The following is a 13,714-nucleotide window of genomic DNA, read 5'->3' on the forward strand; positions in this document are numbered from 1 at the left end:
TGCGCTCATCCGTAAGGCGGACGTGTCGTCCGCCCGCTTTGCGGTGGTCGAATCGCGCCAGATCATGCTAGGTTTTGTGGCATGAACGACCAGACCCCCAACATAAGACCTGTGATCCGTCAATTGGACGATGCCGCCGTCAACCGTATCGCGGCGGGTGAGGTGGTGGAACGTCCGGCATCTGCGGTCAAAGAGCTTGTGGAAAACGCCATTGATGCGGGGGCACGGCGGATCGGCATCGACATCGCGGGCGGGGGCAAGACGCTGATCCGGGTCACGGACGATGGGTGCGGTATTGCAGCCGCCGACCTGCCCCTCGCGCTCAGCCGCCATGCGACATCGAAAATCGATGGCAGCGATCTGCTGAACATTCACACGTTCGGGTTTCGGGGCGAAGCGTTGCCCAGCTTGGGTGCGGTTGGGCGGCTCACCATTACCAGTCGCGTCCCCGGCGATACAGCGGCCGAGATTGTCGTGACCGGCGGTCAAGTCGGTGTTGTCAAACCTGCGGCACTGAACGGCGGCACCACGATCACATTGCGTGATCTGTTTTATGCGACGCCTGCACGGCTCAAATTCCTGCGCACGGATCGCGCCGAAACCCAGGCCATTTCGGATGTGATCAAACGGCTGGCCATGGCTGAACCCTTCATCCGGTTTGAGTTGCGCGATGTCTCTGACGCCCCGCGCACGATCTTCAGTGTCGAGGGGCAAAGCGGCGATCCAATGGTGGCGCTGCGCGGGCGTTTGGCTGACGTCCTAGGGCGTGAATTTTCTGAAAACAGCATTGCCATTGACACCATGCGCGAAGGGTTGCACCTGACCGGATATGCAGCCCTGCCGACCTATTCCCGTGGCGCGGCTGTCGCGCAATTCCTGTTTGTGAACGGTCGCCCGGTCAAGGATCGGGTGCTGATTGGCGCTTTGCGCGCCGCCTATTTCGACTTTCTGAGCCGGGATCGTCACCCGGCGGCAGCCCTGTTTGTGGATTGCGACCCGCAATTGGTGGACGTCAACGTGCATCCGGCAAAGTCCGAGGTGCGGTTTCGTGATCCGGGTCTTGCGCGCGGTCTGATCGTGTCGGGCCTGCGTCATGCGCTGGCGGATGCCGGGCACCGCGCCTCTTCGACGGTGGCGGGCGCGACCTTGGGTGCGATGCAGCCGGAACCGGCCCAGCCACGTGTCTATCAGATGGATCGTCCAAGCCTTGGCCCGCGCGTCCCCATGCCCGGCTTTGCCGACATGGCGCAAGATTTCAGCGCGCAGGTTGTCGACACCGGCGATGTGCCGGATGTCGTTGAGCCGACGGACCTGCCCCTTGGCGTGGCGCGCGGGCAGGTGCATGAAAATTACATCGTGGCGCAAACCGCGACCGGGATGGTGATCGTCGATCAGCACGCCGCCCACGAGCGGCTGGTCTATGAAAAACTGAAACGCCAGATGGCCGAGAACGGTGTGGCGGCACAGGCCCTGCTGATCCCGGAAATCGTGAGCCTGTCCGCGTCCGAATGCGCCCAATTGATGGAGATTGCTGAGGACCTGCACAAGTTGGGTCTGGGCATCGAACTCTTTGGTGGCGACGCCATTGCTGTGCGCGAGACTCCTGCGATCCTGGGCGAGGTCGATGCTTCTGCGATGTTGCGCGACATTCTGGACGAACTCAGCGATCTGGGGTCAAGCCAATCGGTGCAGGCCCGGATTGAAGCCATCCTGAGCCGGGTTGCGTGTCACGGCTCCATCCGGTCTGGCCGGTGGATGCGCGCCGAGGAAATGAATGCCCTTCTGCGCGAGATGGAGGCAACACCTCATTCCGGCCAATGCAACCATGGCCGCCCAACATATGTCGAACTTAAACTGGCCGACATTGAACGGCTGTTCGGGCGCACATGATCCAGGTGGGTGATATGGTTTTCGATCCAAGCAACCCGCTTGCCGTGGCCGCTTTGGTCGGAGTGGTCGTCGCCATTCTGATCGTCGTATTGCTGATCATGGCGCTGCGCGCGGCGGGGCGATCTGCCCGTGCCACCGAGCCTTTGGCGCAGCAATTGGGCTATCTTGGACAGCATGTGCAGGGGTTGGCCGAGGGGCAGGCGGGCTTGAGCCAATCCCTCCAGATCGTTTCCGATACGGCCACGAATGGGCAGGCGCAATTGACGCAAATGGTTGAACAGCGCCTCGCCAGTGTGCAGCAGAATATGCAGGATCGGCTTGCTGATAACGCGTTGCGCAGCCAGAGGGGCCTGACTGAGATGCAGGAGCGGATGCGCGAAACGCTGCATGGGTCCAGCAAACAGACAACCACGAGTCTGACGCAGTTGCAGGAACGTTTGGCGGCGATCGACAAGGCGCAAGACAACATCACCAAACTGTCCGGCGATGTGCTGAGCCTGCAGGATATCCTGTCCAACAAACAAACCCGTGGGGCCTTTGGCGAAATCCAGCTGCGCGATATCGTGGGCAAGGCCCTGCCCAATGACAGCTACGCGTTGCAACATACGCTATCGAATGGTAAGCGCGCGGATTGCCTGATCCACTTGCCCAACCCGCCCGGTCCCATCGTGATCGACAGTAAATTCCCGCTTGAGGCCTATGAGGCGTTGCGTGCTGCGGATACGGATCATGCGCTGAAACAGGCCGTCGCGCAGATGAAGGTCGCTGTAAAAAAGCACATCAGTGACATTTCCGACAAGTACATCATCGAAGGGGAAACCGCGGATGGCGCGCTGATGTTTTTGCCCTCCGAGGCGGTCTATGCCGAGTTGCACGCAAATTTTCCCGACCTTGTCCGCGCCGGGTTTGACGCCCGTGTCTGGATCGTGTCACCCACCACCTGCATGGCGACCCTGAACACCATGCGCGCCATCCTCAAGGATGCGCGTATGCGCGAGCAGGCCGGTGCGATCCGCAAGGAACTGGCGCTGCTGGTGGGCGATGTGGATCGTCTGGGCACCCGCGTCGGCAATCTGGACCGCCATTTCTCCCAAGCCTCCAAAGACATTGAAGAGATCAAGATCAGTGCGGACAAGGCAGGAAAACGCGCGCATCGCCTCGACAATTTCGACTTTGAAGAGATTGAAGAGTCACCCGCCAATGTCGTTCCGCTTGAGCGACCCGAGGGCTAGGCGCACACAAGTGCACCTTACGTGATCCGCTCTGACGCGGTGTTTGCATCGAGCAGGGAGACCCTCATCCCCGGTTGGATGACGTTTGGATCGTAAGGGGTGCGCGCAAAAACCTGACGCACCATCTGGCGGAAATGATCCAGCGGCAGCGTGTCGTAGACGGGGTCAAAACTGGTCTGATCCCATCGCTCACAGAACGCGGCACAATCGTCGAAATAGATATGGTCCCGGTACGCGTCGCGCTTGTGCGGGTCCGCCCCGACATGTGCGCCGTAATAGATCAGTTGGAAATCGCCATGCTTTTCCACGACCCATGTGCATTGTTCGCGCACAAAGGGTTTCAGGATGCTGGCCGCATATTCGTCGTGATTGTAGGGTGCGAAAATGTCGCCGATATCGTGCAACAGGGCGCAAACCACCCAATCTGTATCTGCCCCATCCCGCCATGCCCGCGTCGCGGACTGAAGCGAGTGGCCAAGGCGGGTGACCTGATATCCCGACAGCCCTTCATCCAGCGTTTCCAGTGCGGTCAACAGCCGGTCTGCGGTGCCTTTGGTATAGGCGACCTCGTGTTCGGTCAGGAAATCGTAGTCCTGTTTGTCGCCGTCTTTCATGGCGGTGAATTTCACGTGGTCCATCATGTGTACATCTCGGTTTGGGCCGCTGCGCCTTTCATCGTCACCTTGGCTTGGGCAAGGCGGACGTCCTCATATTGCCTGAGCGCGCCGGGACTGAACAAGGTTTCAGGTGCGTCGATATGGTCGAAGTTGCCGTGCCGGTCCGCGCCGCGTGCCAGCATTGCATAATCCTTGTCACCGACCTGCTGTGCGATATCGGGCCGGATATAACGTACAACGCAGGCGATACGCCGATCATCCGATCTGTTCGGCCCGGACCCGTGGATCGTCAGCCCGTGATGAAGGCTCATCTGGCCGGGATGGATTTCAATGGCCGTCTTGTCGGAGGGCGCGACATGCACCTTTACCTCCTGTCCTCGGCTGAGCAGGTTGTTTGGATCAAAACTGTCCTCGTGTTCAAGGATCGCGTTTTTGTGGCTGCCAACAACAAAGTCCATGCATCCCGAGGCCGGGGTGGCGGGCGACAGGGCGACCCAGGCGGTGACCAGCCCGGCAATGGCCCCGAGCCCCCAATAGGTCAGATCCTGATGCATGGATACGATATGGCGGGTGTTGGGTTCCTTGATGAAGAATTCAGTCGAATAGATCAGAATGTCGGGCCCCAGTATCGCCTCAACCACGTCCAGAATGCCGGGGTCGCGCGCGATCCGGGCTGCCATTGGTATGACGATATGCGCGTTTACCCGTTTGTAGGTGTTCAGAGGTTGCGGCAGATCGGCAGTTTGCCACTTGGCCTCGATCTCTTCGAGTTCGGCGCGTGCTGTGCGGGCGGCATCGGGGTCAAGTGCGGGGACGGGAAACAGAAAACCGTCGTGCCAATACTGATCAACCAGTGCTTTGGGCAAGGTGCCCGCATCAAGAGGGAGAGACGGCAGCATGGATCGCCTTTGTCTGGGGGATACTGACGTCAGGGTCGGATTAAGCGGCGGTGCGATCTAGCGTGGCTGCGACGGGAATTGTGTCGGATTTTGGCGATATGTGTCTGTGTAAGGCGGAGGTGTCCTCCGCCCCGGTTCAGGAAAATATACGATAATACAGCCAGTCGGGTAGAAACTGGGACCCTCGAAACAGCAGGGAAAACGCTGTCGGAAAGCTCTTTTTGAAGTTGTCCGTCAGCATCAACTCGAACATCTCGCGGGCCGCATCCTCGGGTTCCATGATGAACGGCATCTTGAAGTCGTTCTTTTCGGTCAGCTGCGTCTTGATGAACCCGGGATTGGCGACCTGAACGCGCACGCCTGTCTGGCGCAGATCAGCATGCATGCACTCGGCCAATGACATGGTTGCAGCCTTGGACGCAGTATACCCGATCGAGCCGGGCAACCCTCGGAAGCCGGTCAGTGATGAGGTGATAACGATATGCCCCGCGTCGCGCTCAACAAAGCCGGGGACGACTTGGCCCAAAACGCGCATGAAGCCGGTGAAGTTGATATCAGCCATGGCGATAGCCTGATCCGCGTCCCATTCCTTGGCCGAGAATGGCCAGTAAACGCCCGCAAGCAAGACCAGCCCGTCAATCTCGCCCACCGCTTTGGCGGTGGCTTTGACGCTGTCGGCGTCCGAAATATCCACCGTTTGGTAGGACGCCTTACCAGGCAGTTCGTCGACCAATGCGGCGAGTTTGTCCTCGCTTCGGGCAGACACAACCACCTCAACGCCTGCGCGGCTGAGACAATGCGCCAACGCCTTGCCCAACCCGTCGCCAGCGCCAACCAGCCAATACCGTTTTCCATTCAGGCTGATGTTGCTCATACTGCTTTCTTCAACCTCGCCGGGGCCGGGCGCATGGTTGCGACCAGCTCTGCAACCTTCAAACCGTATTTCCGGAATTGTGACCGATTCACGATGGATCCGTTCGGGGCCAGATACATCCAGTCGACCGTATTCAGCACATGCCCGCCCGACGCTTCGGGCAGGCGGAACCTGTACTTCAGTTGTACTGAGTTGCCCCTTTGCTGCCCCGTGCCCTCGCCCACAACGTCGTTGGCCAGGGCCTTGATCCGCCCGTCATTGCCAAGCGTCAATTCCCACGCGCGCACCTGTTCGGACCCATCGTCATAGGTGAACACCTCGCGCATGGTGCCGCGATTGCCCTCCCATTGGCAGTCAAATTCGCCCACAAACCGCGAGGAGACTCGTCCCGTTGGCCCGTAAATCACCCCTTCACATAGGATAGGTCCATTGAGATGGGTGCGGATGTCAAACTGCTCGGCGGTGTTGGCATAGTCCTCGGGCACCTGCGCAAGAAACCCGGCATAGCGGGTCCACGCCCAGTTCAGCGCACAGACCAATGCGGCCCCGATCACCACATAGAGGATGCTCTCCATCTTAAATCTCCTTTAGATTGGTCGTGGCCAACAGCATAATCGCCACGACCTTCAGGGCACACGGTACAGCCGCGTAAAGCAGCGCAAGCAGGGCCAGCGCTTCGGGTGGATTGCGGGTGGCCGTGCTGTCAAATCCCGCGCGATCCAGCGCGGGCAACAAGGTGACAGCGGCAAAGGCCAACGTGAATTTCGACACGAATGACCACAGGCCAAACCCTTCGGCGGCGGAGGGGCTGATGCGCGCCATGCGGGTTGCGAACACCGCTGGCAACAGCGTCAGATCAGCCCCTAGGGTCGCCCCCGAAATCACGCAGATCACCGCAAAGGCGATCCAGTCACCTGGGCCAAGCGTCACCGCCCATCCAAAGCCCGCAATTGCCAGCAGCATCGCGCATACCAAAACGATTTTGGTGCCAAATCGTTCGGCCAGCGTGCCCCAAAGAGGCGCGGCCGCAGTTGCACTCAGAAAGAACACAAGCAGCAATGGTCCTTCTTTGCCCGGTGCCTCAAGACGGCTTTCGACAAAGAACAGAAACAGGGTCGAGCTGACAGCGACAGGTGCCGCGTTGACGAGCGCGATCAAAAGCAATTTGCGTGCCACCCCGTCGCGTAGCACGACCCCAAAGCCGACCGACGGTGGCAGCCCATCGCTGACCCATTCGCCGCGCATCATCAACACCGCGACGCCCGCCAGCACTGCAAACCCGATTGCAAACCCGGCAAAGGGTGCGCCCATGAACGCGCCCAGCATCACCGGTGCGATGGCTGCGACGCACACGCCAAGCAGTGCGCCGGTCTCGCGCCAGCGCGCCAACTTGAGGTGCCCGTTGCCGGGCAGACGGTCGGCCTTGACCACGCCTTGGGCATAAAAGTTGATCGTCAGAAAACTGAAGGCTGAAAACACCCCCGTCAGCATCAGCCCGAACCAGATCAGCGGTGGCAGTGGCGGGGTCACCGCAAACAGTCCAAGCATACAGGCGGCCATAATCGCGCAGCCGATGACCACACCCGCGCCCCGGTTGTTGCGCAGTGCTTCGCTCAGCCGCCCAAACAGTGGGTCCTGCACCACATCCAGCAGCCGCAGCCCAAACAGAACCGCACCCAAAGCGGCGAGCGATACCCCGTACTCGTCCACGTAAAACTTGGGTGCGTGGATATAGATCGGCAGGCCAGCCGCGGCGATCATTGCGGCGAAAACTGCGTAGCCGGACAGGCGTTGAGGCTGAGCATCCGTCATCGCGAGACCTCGTCTGTGGGGGGCAGAGGCCGCGCACGATAGGTGGCGCGTTTGATCCACAGCTTGAGCGCCTGCCAATGGATCAGTGTCAGTACACGGCGCGACCCGAACGGGCGGCGTAGGACAGACCGCAGGATCGACCCGTTCGACAGCGCACGCCGCTTGCCGGTCAGGGTGGCGATCAACCCGCCCTGGCCGCGCGAATAATCGATCCAGATTCCGATCCGATCTGCGCGAATATCAAACCGAAATTCATACCCACCTTCGACGGGTTGAAACGGAGAGACGTGGAAAATCTTGGTCGCGGTCAACTTGTCTTGGGCCGCGATGGGCCGCAGGTCGGGATGATGCACAAGATAGTTGTGGCGATCCCCGAATGTGTTGGAGACTTCGGCGATCACGGCAATCAGTGCGTCATTTTCGCGGCGACACAACCAGAAACTGACCGGGTTGAACACGTGGCCAAAGACCTTGGGTTGGGCCAGCAATTCGATCCGGGCCACCCCTGTGATTTGATGCGTGCGCAAGACATCGCGCACCCAAACTGCACCGGTGCCAGCCTTGGGTGCGCCGCCATGATCGATATCATCAAGCGCCATCACACCCAGGCCATTGCGTGCAAAAAGGCGCGGGGTATCGACCGCAGCCTCCGCATCCAGCAGCATGTAATCCACGGAATAGCGAAAGGCGTTGTCTATCGCCCCCTTGCGCCCGTGATAGGTGGTGCCTGCGATATGATCGATGCGGCGGTTCACGCGGCGGCCACCTCGACCGTGGGGGCTTCAAGGATGGCGCGCGCCACATCCAGACCGCTCGACAAACCATCCTCGTGGAAGCCATGGCGCATCCACGCTCCGCAGAACCATGTGTTGTTTGACCCGTTCATCGCCCGCACCGTGTCCTGTGCGGCCAGCGCGGCCAGATCGTAGACCGGGTGGCGCAGCATCGTCTGGTCATAGATCATCTCGTCAGGGATCGCCCGTTTGGTGTTGAGGGTCACAAAGTGCAGATCATCATGGGGGATGGGTTGCAGCGAATTGAGCCAATAGGTGAGGTCGATCCGGTCATTCTGCGCGTTCTTGTCCTCGGTATAGACCCAGCTTGACCACGTTTGGCGGTGACGGGGCATGATGGAGGCGTCGCGGTGCAGAATGATGTCATTGGGCTGGTATTTCACCGCGTCCAGGGCGGCGCGTTCATCGGGGGTCGGGTCCTGGAGCATGGCGAGGCTGTCGTCGGAATGCGTGGCAAAGACGACGTCGTCAAACTGTTCCCAATCGCCCCCCCACGCCTTGATCTGCGCACCCGCCGGGGTGCGTCGGACCGACTGCACTGCTGCGCCAAGGCGTATATCGACGCCATGCCCAAGCAGTGCTGCCTCCAGACGGCGCACATATTGGATGGACCCGCCATTTACCGTGTACCACTGATGCTGGCCCGTCGCGCCAAGCAGCGCGTGGTTCTCGAAAAACTGGATCATCGCGTGGGCCGGGAAATCCATGATCTTTTCGGTGGGGGTGGACCAGATCGCTCCGCTTAGCGGCAAAAGGTAATAGTCGCGAAACCACGTGCCGGTGCCCAGTACCTCCAGGAACTGCCCGACCGTGCGGGTGCGGTCCGCATTCGCAACGCGCAATGCGTTTTTATTGAACCGCAGGATGTCGCGGACCATGCCGAGGAACCGGGGGCTCAGCGCGTTGACGCGTTGTGCAAAAAGCGCGTTGAGGCTGGCCAGCCCGTATTCCAGCCGCCCTCCGTCGATTGAGGCTCCAAAGCTCATGTTGGATTTGACGACCGGCACGTCGAGATCGGCAAAAAGGTCGGCCATGTTGGGGTAGTTGGCGTAGTTGAACACCAAAAACCCGGTATCGACGGGCTGATCGCCGCGTTTGCCAGCCGTGACGGTGCGGGCATGACCGCCCAGACGGGGCTCTGCCTCGAACAGGGTTACATTGTGATGTGGGGAAAGTGTGTAGGCGGCACCCATCCCGGAAATCCCGCCCCCGATCACAGCAATGCGTTTGCGGGCGGTAGATATCATTTCAAGCGGCATAAAGTTCTGGAATCCAAGTTGGTTGGGCATTTGTAGTCTTTACGGCGCGCGCATGGAAACGGATGCACATTTCATAGAAGTTTATTTTTGATCCACGGCGCTTGCAGGGGCGTAGACTGTGTATGTTTGCGGGATTAGAAATGTCAGGAGCAGAAGTGCCCCGACCCCTAGGGGTAGATCTGGGTGCGGTGTCAGGACCATCGATTATGAATGCAAACAACGGAAAGCGGATGCTGTGGGTCGACCACATGTACCGCATCCGGGATGATCAGGATCAGCAGGCCTTTGCCGAGCTGTTTGGTCATTTTGCCCCCAGGGTGAAGGGATTTCTGATCAAGTCCGGTGCGGACGGTTCGCTGGCCGAGGAGTGTGCCCAGGAGGTGTTGGCGACGTGCTGGCACAAGGCGCATATGTTCGACCCCGCAAGGGCCTCTGTTGCGACGTGGATTTTCACCATCGCACGGAACCGCAAGATTGACGTGCTGCGCAAGCAGCGTCGCCCCGAACCCGAGGATTTGGGCTGGGGCCCCGAAGAAAATCCTGATCAGGCCGATGTGATGGCCTTGCAGCAGGAAAGCGAACAGTTGGGCCGCGCAATCGCAGAGTTGCCTGCCAACCAACGCGAGTTGATTGAGAAGGCGTATTTCGGGGATCTGTCCCACAGCGAAATCGCCGAACAAACCGGTCTGCCGCTTGGCACGATCAAATCAAGAATACGGTTGGCGCTGGAACGGCTGCGCCACGCAATGAAGTGAAAAAGATGATGGAACACAGCATTAAACACCATCTGACGGATGATATTCTGATCGGATATGCGACAGGCACGCTGCCAGAGGCCTTCAATCTCATGGTGGCCGCGCATCTGTCGCTTTGCGACACATGTCGCGCTCAGGCAGAAAGTTTTGATGCGGTCGGTGGCGAGATTTTGGACCTCGCGCCAAGCAACGACATAGTCCTTGAGCCGGGCAGCTTTGCGGCGACGATGGCGCTGATTGCTGGCGGTCCGGTGGACGAAATTCAGGTGCCGCGTGTCTCTGGGTCCGTTTTGCCGGGTCCCTTGCAGGATTATGTCGGTGGCGATCTGGCAGACGTGCAGTGGCGCGGCATTGGCATGGGTGTAAAGCAGGCGATCTTGCCCACATCCCGCGACGCCTCTGCCCGTTTGCTGTTCATTCCTGCGGGTGCTGCCATGCCGGATCACGGCCACAAGGGGATTGAGATGACGATGGTCCTGCAAGGTGCATTTCAGGACGAGGATGACTATTTCGCGCGCGGTGATGTTGAAATTGCTGACAGCGACATGCATCACACGCCCGTGGCTGATATTCACGAGGATTGTATTTGCCTTGCGGTCAGCGACGCACCCCTCGAATTTCAGGGCCTGTTGCCCAAGATCGTCCAACGCTTCGCCCGGATCTGATGGTGTGGGGCGGAGGACACCTCCGCCTTACAGGCTGTCTGTCATGTGGTCGACGATATTGAGGTGTTGTGCGAGCCGGTCGATTTCGGCCATCCAGTTTGCCACCATTTGCAGATCGTTCGGAGCGGCGTGGACGCCCGGCTTCACCGCGCCGGATTGTGCGGCCTGAACAGCAAGCGAAACGGGAATCGACACCAGTCGCGCCATCGCCGTGCCTCTTGCGTCCCCCCACGCATCCATCGCGTAGGTTTGGTGCCAGATGGTGCCTGCGTCGTTTTCGGCCTTCAGGTCCACACACATGATCACCCGGTCGGGCTCGCCCGGTCCGTAGCTGTTTTCGGCCAGCAGTGAATCCGACATCTCCTGCAACCGCGCATCTGTGGGGTTCGCTTCGATCTCGGTGAACACGTCACGCCACGCATCGGCCCATCCGTTCAGCCGCAAGGTTCCGCGCACGAATTCCTTCACCTGCCATTTGGGATCAAAATGGTATTCGGCCATGAAGGGCAGGCTGTCGCGGTTCGGATAGACCTCGAAGGTTTCGGGTGTGGGCAGGGGCGCATCATAGCTTGAGACTGCATCCCAAGGCCGTGCCACGTCGAATTCCTGTCCTGCCCGGATGGATTTGGAGGGGGAGCGCAACGCCTTGAGCACCCCCACGGGGGCCCAGCTGAATTTATAGCGGAACGGGTTGGCGTGTTTAGGCACCCCGCCGCAATAGGATGTGAAGCTGATCGTGTTTGCATCGTCGTATGCGCTGGAGGTGCGATAGGCCGCGACCAGGTGATGCGCCATCAGGTGATCGATGCCCGGATCCAGTCCGACTTCGTTCATCAGCACCACACCCGCCTCTTTGGCTGCCAGATCGAGCGCGCGCATCTCGGGCGCGATATAGCTGGACGAGACAAAATGTGCGCCCGCCTGAATTGCAGCCTGCGCCAGTGGCACGTGCCAATCCCCGGGCAGCATGGAAACGACCGTATCGCCTTGGCGTAATGCGTTGCTGAGTGCGCCCTGATCGAAGGGCCGGATGTCGGTTGTGTCGCTGCCAATGGCCTCTTGTGCCTTGGACACCGTGCGGTTCCAGACCGTCACCGGATAGCCAAGTTCGATCAATCGTTTCAGGCCGGGGATGGCGGAAAGCCCGGTGCCGCACCAGTGGATCGTCATAGGTCGGTTTCCTTTGTTTTGAGGGCGGACTGGGGCGCTGCCCCAGACCCCGCGGTATTTTTGGTCAAAAGAAAGTTAAAGCGCGTTTATTGCAGCGTCGAATGTGGATTTGGCCCTGCTCCAGACGGTTGTGCCTGTCGCGCCAAGTGACAGGAGGCTGGGCAGCAGTTGGTCGGCGTAGTCTTCGGAGGATTCAACGGGCAGCATGGAGGGCAGGTTGTCGATGGCTGTCACGTCGAGCGGGGGGGTGTCGTGGACGCGTAGCGCGGGGGCCTCCCATGTTGTCGTGCGGTCATAGACCTTGATGGGTGAAAAGTCGCTGTCGGGGTCGCATGCGATATCGCCGATCACGCTGAGTTTGCGTGTCTTGTGGGGGGCGTCCGCAGCCACGAATACCGGCGTACCCGGGCGCGCAAGGATGCAGTTGAAGAAGATATCATGCCTCAAGATGTCCGGGAACGGCCCGCCGCCGGCGGTTTCGGCCATGTCCCATTTCGTCGTTGCAACCCCCATCACGGTGCACAGATCGCCCGCCCCGGTGCCGACCCGCCCCAATGCGCCGATGATCAATGCGGTGGGCCGGTGTGTGCCTGTACCCACAAGGTCTGATTGCAGATCGGCCAACAGGTGGTTGGAGCTGGCATAGGGCACAACTGGTCCCGCGATCTGTCCCTTTTGCTGGGCGATCCAGCATTTCAGTGCAACGGCGGCCCCCGCGTAGCCTGCCCAGTACCCAAAGGCGGCGACCCGTTTGCTGTCTGTATCGACCAGGTATTCGAGGTCATAAAGCGTGCTGCCTCCGGCCTTGAACCGTTTGAGCAGTGTCTTACCTGCGGGCTGTCCTTTGAAGGCGTGCCCGAACATGATGTGGTCGTGGGCCAGCGCTGTGCCGTCATCGGGCAGTTCCTTGAGCCCGAAGACGATCGCATCCTGCGGTGCGGAGGGCCAGGTGTTTTGCGCGGCTATGGAGGCCCCTGCGGCCTCGTACCGGTCCGTGGGAATGCAGCGGGTGTTGCTGTCCTCGACCGTGACCTTGATCCCGGCGGCGATCAGTTTGGCCGCCCCCTGAGGGGTCAACCCGACCCGTGTTTCGTTGTCGCGCTGTTCGGCGCGCACCCAGAGGTGGGTCATCACAGCATGCCTTTGGCGCGAACCGCCTTGACGCTTGGTCGATCTTCCATCGCGTCCATGAAGGTGCGGATGCGTGGGAAGGGGGCCAGATCGACCCCATCACCGGGCAACCATGTGCAGACCATGAACAGATAGGCGTCCGCAATGCAGGGGGTGTCCCCCAGAACGTAGGGGCCTTCGAGGCACGCGTCTTCGACATATTGCGCGGAGGCCATCATGGTTTCGGGTACTTTGGCGGTCATGTCCTTATGGCTCGCTTCGGCATTTGCCCATCGGTGCCCGCGCATCTTGTGGGCGTGGTTCACGTGCATGGTTGAGGCGAGGTAGTACATGACGCTGCGCGCGCGTGCGGCCTGGATCGGATTGGTGGGCATCATCATCGGGGATAGGGCTGCGATATAGTCGAGGATCGCGCCGGTTTCGGTCAGCACGGTCCCTTCGGTTTCCAGCGCCGGTACCCGGCCTTTTGGGTTGATGGCGCTGTATTCGGCTGACTGCTGGTCGCCTTTGGCGAAGTCGAGCTGGTGGGTGTCATGGTCCAGCCCTGCTTCTTCCAGTGCGATGGCTACGGCGATTGAGATCGTGCCGGGGGCGAAATGCAGTTTCATGGACTGTC

General features: G+C 60.2%; 14 protein-coding genes. 4 read left to right on the forward strand and 10 right to left on the reverse strand.

Annotated features, from left to right (window positions below; all coding sequences use genetic code 11):
• Window positions 1-81: 81 nt before the first annotated feature.
• The gene (gene mutL, locus Q0859_RS12120; protein WP_299151617.1) at window positions 82-1,890 is read left to right on the forward strand and encodes a DNA mismatch repair endonuclease MutL; all 1,809 of its coding nucleotides are present in this window, start codon (window positions 82-84) and stop codon (window positions 1,888-1,890) included.
• The gene (gene rmuC, locus Q0859_RS12125; RefSeq protein ID WP_299151618.1) at window positions 1,887-3,122 is read left to right on the forward strand and encodes a DNA recombination protein RmuC; all 1,236 of its coding nucleotides are present in this window, start codon (window positions 1,887-1,889) and stop codon (window positions 3,120-3,122) included. Before mutL ends, rmuC begins: the two co-directional genes overlap by 4 nt.
• A 17-nt stretch (window positions 3,123-3,139) precedes the next feature.
• Here the strand turns inward: rmuC and Q0859_RS12130 are convergent, their stop codons facing one another.
• The 7 genes from Q0859_RS12130 to Q0859_RS12160 form a co-directional block, all read right to left on the reverse strand.
• The gene (locus Q0859_RS12130) at window positions 3,140-3,760 is read right to left on the reverse strand and encodes an inositol oxygenase family protein (RefSeq protein ID WP_299151833.1); all 621 of its coding nucleotides are present in this window, start codon (window positions 3,758-3,760) and stop codon (window positions 3,140-3,142) included.
• Complete coding sequence (locus tag Q0859_RS12135; RefSeq protein ID WP_299151619.1) at window positions 3,760-4,638, reverse strand: phytanoyl-CoA dioxygenase family protein; 879 nt, start codon at window positions 4,636-4,638, stop codon at window positions 3,760-3,762. The genes Q0859_RS12130 and Q0859_RS12135 overlap by 1 nt, the downstream gene beginning before the upstream one ends.
• Window positions 4,639-4,774: 136 nt before the next feature.
• The gene (locus tag Q0859_RS12140) at window positions 4,775-5,512 is read right to left on the reverse strand and encodes an SDR family NAD(P)-dependent oxidoreductase (RefSeq protein ID WP_299151621.1); all 738 of its coding nucleotides are present in this window, start codon (window positions 5,510-5,512) and stop codon (window positions 4,775-4,777) included.
• Entirely contained in the window at window positions 5,509-6,087 is a 579-nt protein-coding gene (locus Q0859_RS12145; protein WP_299151623.1) for a DUF3833 family protein, read from the reverse strand. Before Q0859_RS12145 ends, Q0859_RS12140 begins: the two co-directional genes overlap by 4 nt.
• Window position 6,088: 1 nt before the next feature.
• Window positions 6,089-7,324, reverse strand: coding sequence for an MFS transporter (locus Q0859_RS12150; RefSeq protein WP_299151624.1), 1,236 nt, complete (start codon window positions 7,322-7,324; stop codon window positions 6,089-6,091).
• Window positions 7,321-8,079 (reverse strand): DUF1365 domain-containing protein, encoded by a 759-nt coding sequence (locus tag Q0859_RS12155; protein WP_299151625.1) that lies wholly within the window; start codon window positions 8,077-8,079, stop codon window positions 7,321-7,323. The genes Q0859_RS12150 and Q0859_RS12155 overlap by 4 nt, the downstream gene beginning before the upstream one ends.
• Window positions 8,076-9,407 carry an FAD-dependent oxidoreductase gene (locus tag Q0859_RS12160; RefSeq protein ID WP_299151626.1) on the reverse strand — a complete coding sequence of 444 codons (1,332 nt, stop codon included), beginning with the start codon at window positions 9,405-9,407 and terminating at the stop codon, window positions 8,076-8,078. Before Q0859_RS12160 ends, Q0859_RS12155 begins: the two co-directional genes overlap by 4 nt.
• 200 nt (window positions 9,408-9,607) lie before the next feature.
• On the opposite strand from Q0859_RS12160, the gene Q0859_RS12165 reads away from it, so the two are divergent.
• Together Q0859_RS12165 and Q0859_RS12170 are read left to right on the forward strand one after the other, a co-directional pair.
• Window positions 9,608-10,132, forward strand: coding sequence for a sigma-70 family RNA polymerase sigma factor (locus tag Q0859_RS12165; protein ID WP_299151834.1), 525 nt, complete (start codon window positions 9,608-9,610; stop codon window positions 10,130-10,132).
• A gap of 8 nt (window positions 10,133-10,140) precedes the next feature.
• Window positions 10,141-10,797 carry a ChrR family anti-sigma-E factor gene (locus tag Q0859_RS12170; RefSeq protein ID WP_299151627.1) on the forward strand — a complete coding sequence of 219 codons (657 nt, stop codon included), beginning with the start codon at window positions 10,141-10,143 and terminating at the stop codon, window positions 10,795-10,797.
• A 27-nt stretch (window positions 10,798-10,824) separates the two neighbouring features.
• Here the strand turns inward: Q0859_RS12170 and Q0859_RS12175 are convergent, their stop codons facing one another.
• From Q0859_RS12175 to Q0859_RS12185, 3 genes are all read right to left on the reverse strand, one after another.
• Complete coding sequence (locus Q0859_RS12175; protein ID WP_299151628.1) at window positions 10,825-11,967, reverse strand: saccharopine dehydrogenase C-terminal domain-containing protein; 1,143 nt, start codon at window positions 11,965-11,967, stop codon at window positions 10,825-10,827.
• Between the two features lie 75 nt (window positions 11,968-12,042).
• Window positions 12,043-13,098 carry a saccharopine dehydrogenase gene (locus tag Q0859_RS12180; RefSeq protein ID WP_299151629.1) on the reverse strand — a complete coding sequence of 352 codons (1,056 nt, stop codon included), beginning with the start codon at window positions 13,096-13,098 and terminating at the stop codon, window positions 12,043-12,045.
• A complete protein-coding gene (locus Q0859_RS12185) occupies window positions 13,098-13,706 on the reverse strand; it encodes a glutathione S-transferase family protein (protein ID WP_299151630.1) in 609 nt (202 codons plus the stop codon). Before Q0859_RS12185 ends, Q0859_RS12180 begins: the two co-directional genes overlap by 1 nt.
• Window positions 13,707-13,714: the final 8 nt, after the last annotated feature.

It is taken from the genome of uncultured Tateyamaria sp. (assembly GCF_947497045.1).
In the GTDB taxonomy this organism is placed as follows: Bacteria; Pseudomonadota; Alphaproteobacteria; order Rhodobacterales; family Rhodobacteraceae; genus Tateyamaria.

Excerpts from the sequence above, each read along its gene's own strand:
- Q0859_RS12175 (WP_299151628.1), bottom strand. The coding sequence starts at position 11,967 with ATGACGATCCACTGGTGCGGCACCGGGCTTTCCGCCATCCCCGGCCTG.
- mutL (WP_299151617.1), top strand. The coding sequence starts at position 82 with ATGAACGACCAGACCCCCAACATAAGACCTGTGATCCGTCAATTGGAC.
- Q0859_RS12170 (WP_299151627.1), top strand. The coding sequence starts at position 10,141 with ATGGAACACAGCATTAAACACCATCTGACGGATGATATTCTGATCGGA.
- rmuC (WP_299151618.1), top strand. The coding sequence starts at position 1,887 with ATGATCCAGGTGGGTGATATGGTTTTCGATCCAAGCAACCCGCTTGCC.
- Q0859_RS12130 (WP_299151833.1), bottom strand. The coding sequence starts at position 3,760 with ATGGACCACGTGAAATTCACCGCCATGAAAGACGGCGACAAACAGGAC.
- Q0859_RS12150 (WP_299151624.1), bottom strand. The coding sequence starts at position 7,324 with ATGACGGATGCTCAGCCTCAACGCCTGTCCGGCTACGCAGTTTTCGCC.
- Q0859_RS12145 (WP_299151623.1), bottom strand. The coding sequence starts at position 6,087 with ATGGAGAGCATCCTCTATGTGGTGATCGGGGCCGCATTGGTCTGTGCG.
- Q0859_RS12135 (WP_299151619.1), bottom strand. The coding sequence starts at position 4,638 with ATGCTGCCGTCTCTCCCTCTTGATGCGGGCACCTTGCCCAAAGCACTG.
- Q0859_RS12160 (WP_299151626.1), bottom strand. The coding sequence starts at position 9,407 with ATGCCCAACCAACTTGGATTCCAGAACTTTATGCCGCTTGAAATGATA.
- Q0859_RS12140 (WP_299151621.1), bottom strand. The coding sequence starts at position 5,512 with ATGAGCAACATCAGCCTGAATGGAAAACGGTATTGGCTGGTTGGCGCT.
- Q0859_RS12185 (WP_299151630.1), bottom strand. The coding sequence starts at position 13,706 with ATGAAACTGCATTTCGCCCCCGGCACGATCTCAATCGCCGTAGCCATC.
- Q0859_RS12180 (WP_299151629.1), bottom strand. The coding sequence starts at position 13,098 with ATGACCCACCTCTGGGTGCGCGCCGAACAGCGCGACAACGAAACACGG.
- Q0859_RS12165 (WP_299151834.1), top strand. The coding sequence starts at position 9,608 with ATGCTGTGGGTCGACCACATGTACCGCATCCGGGATGATCAGGATCAG.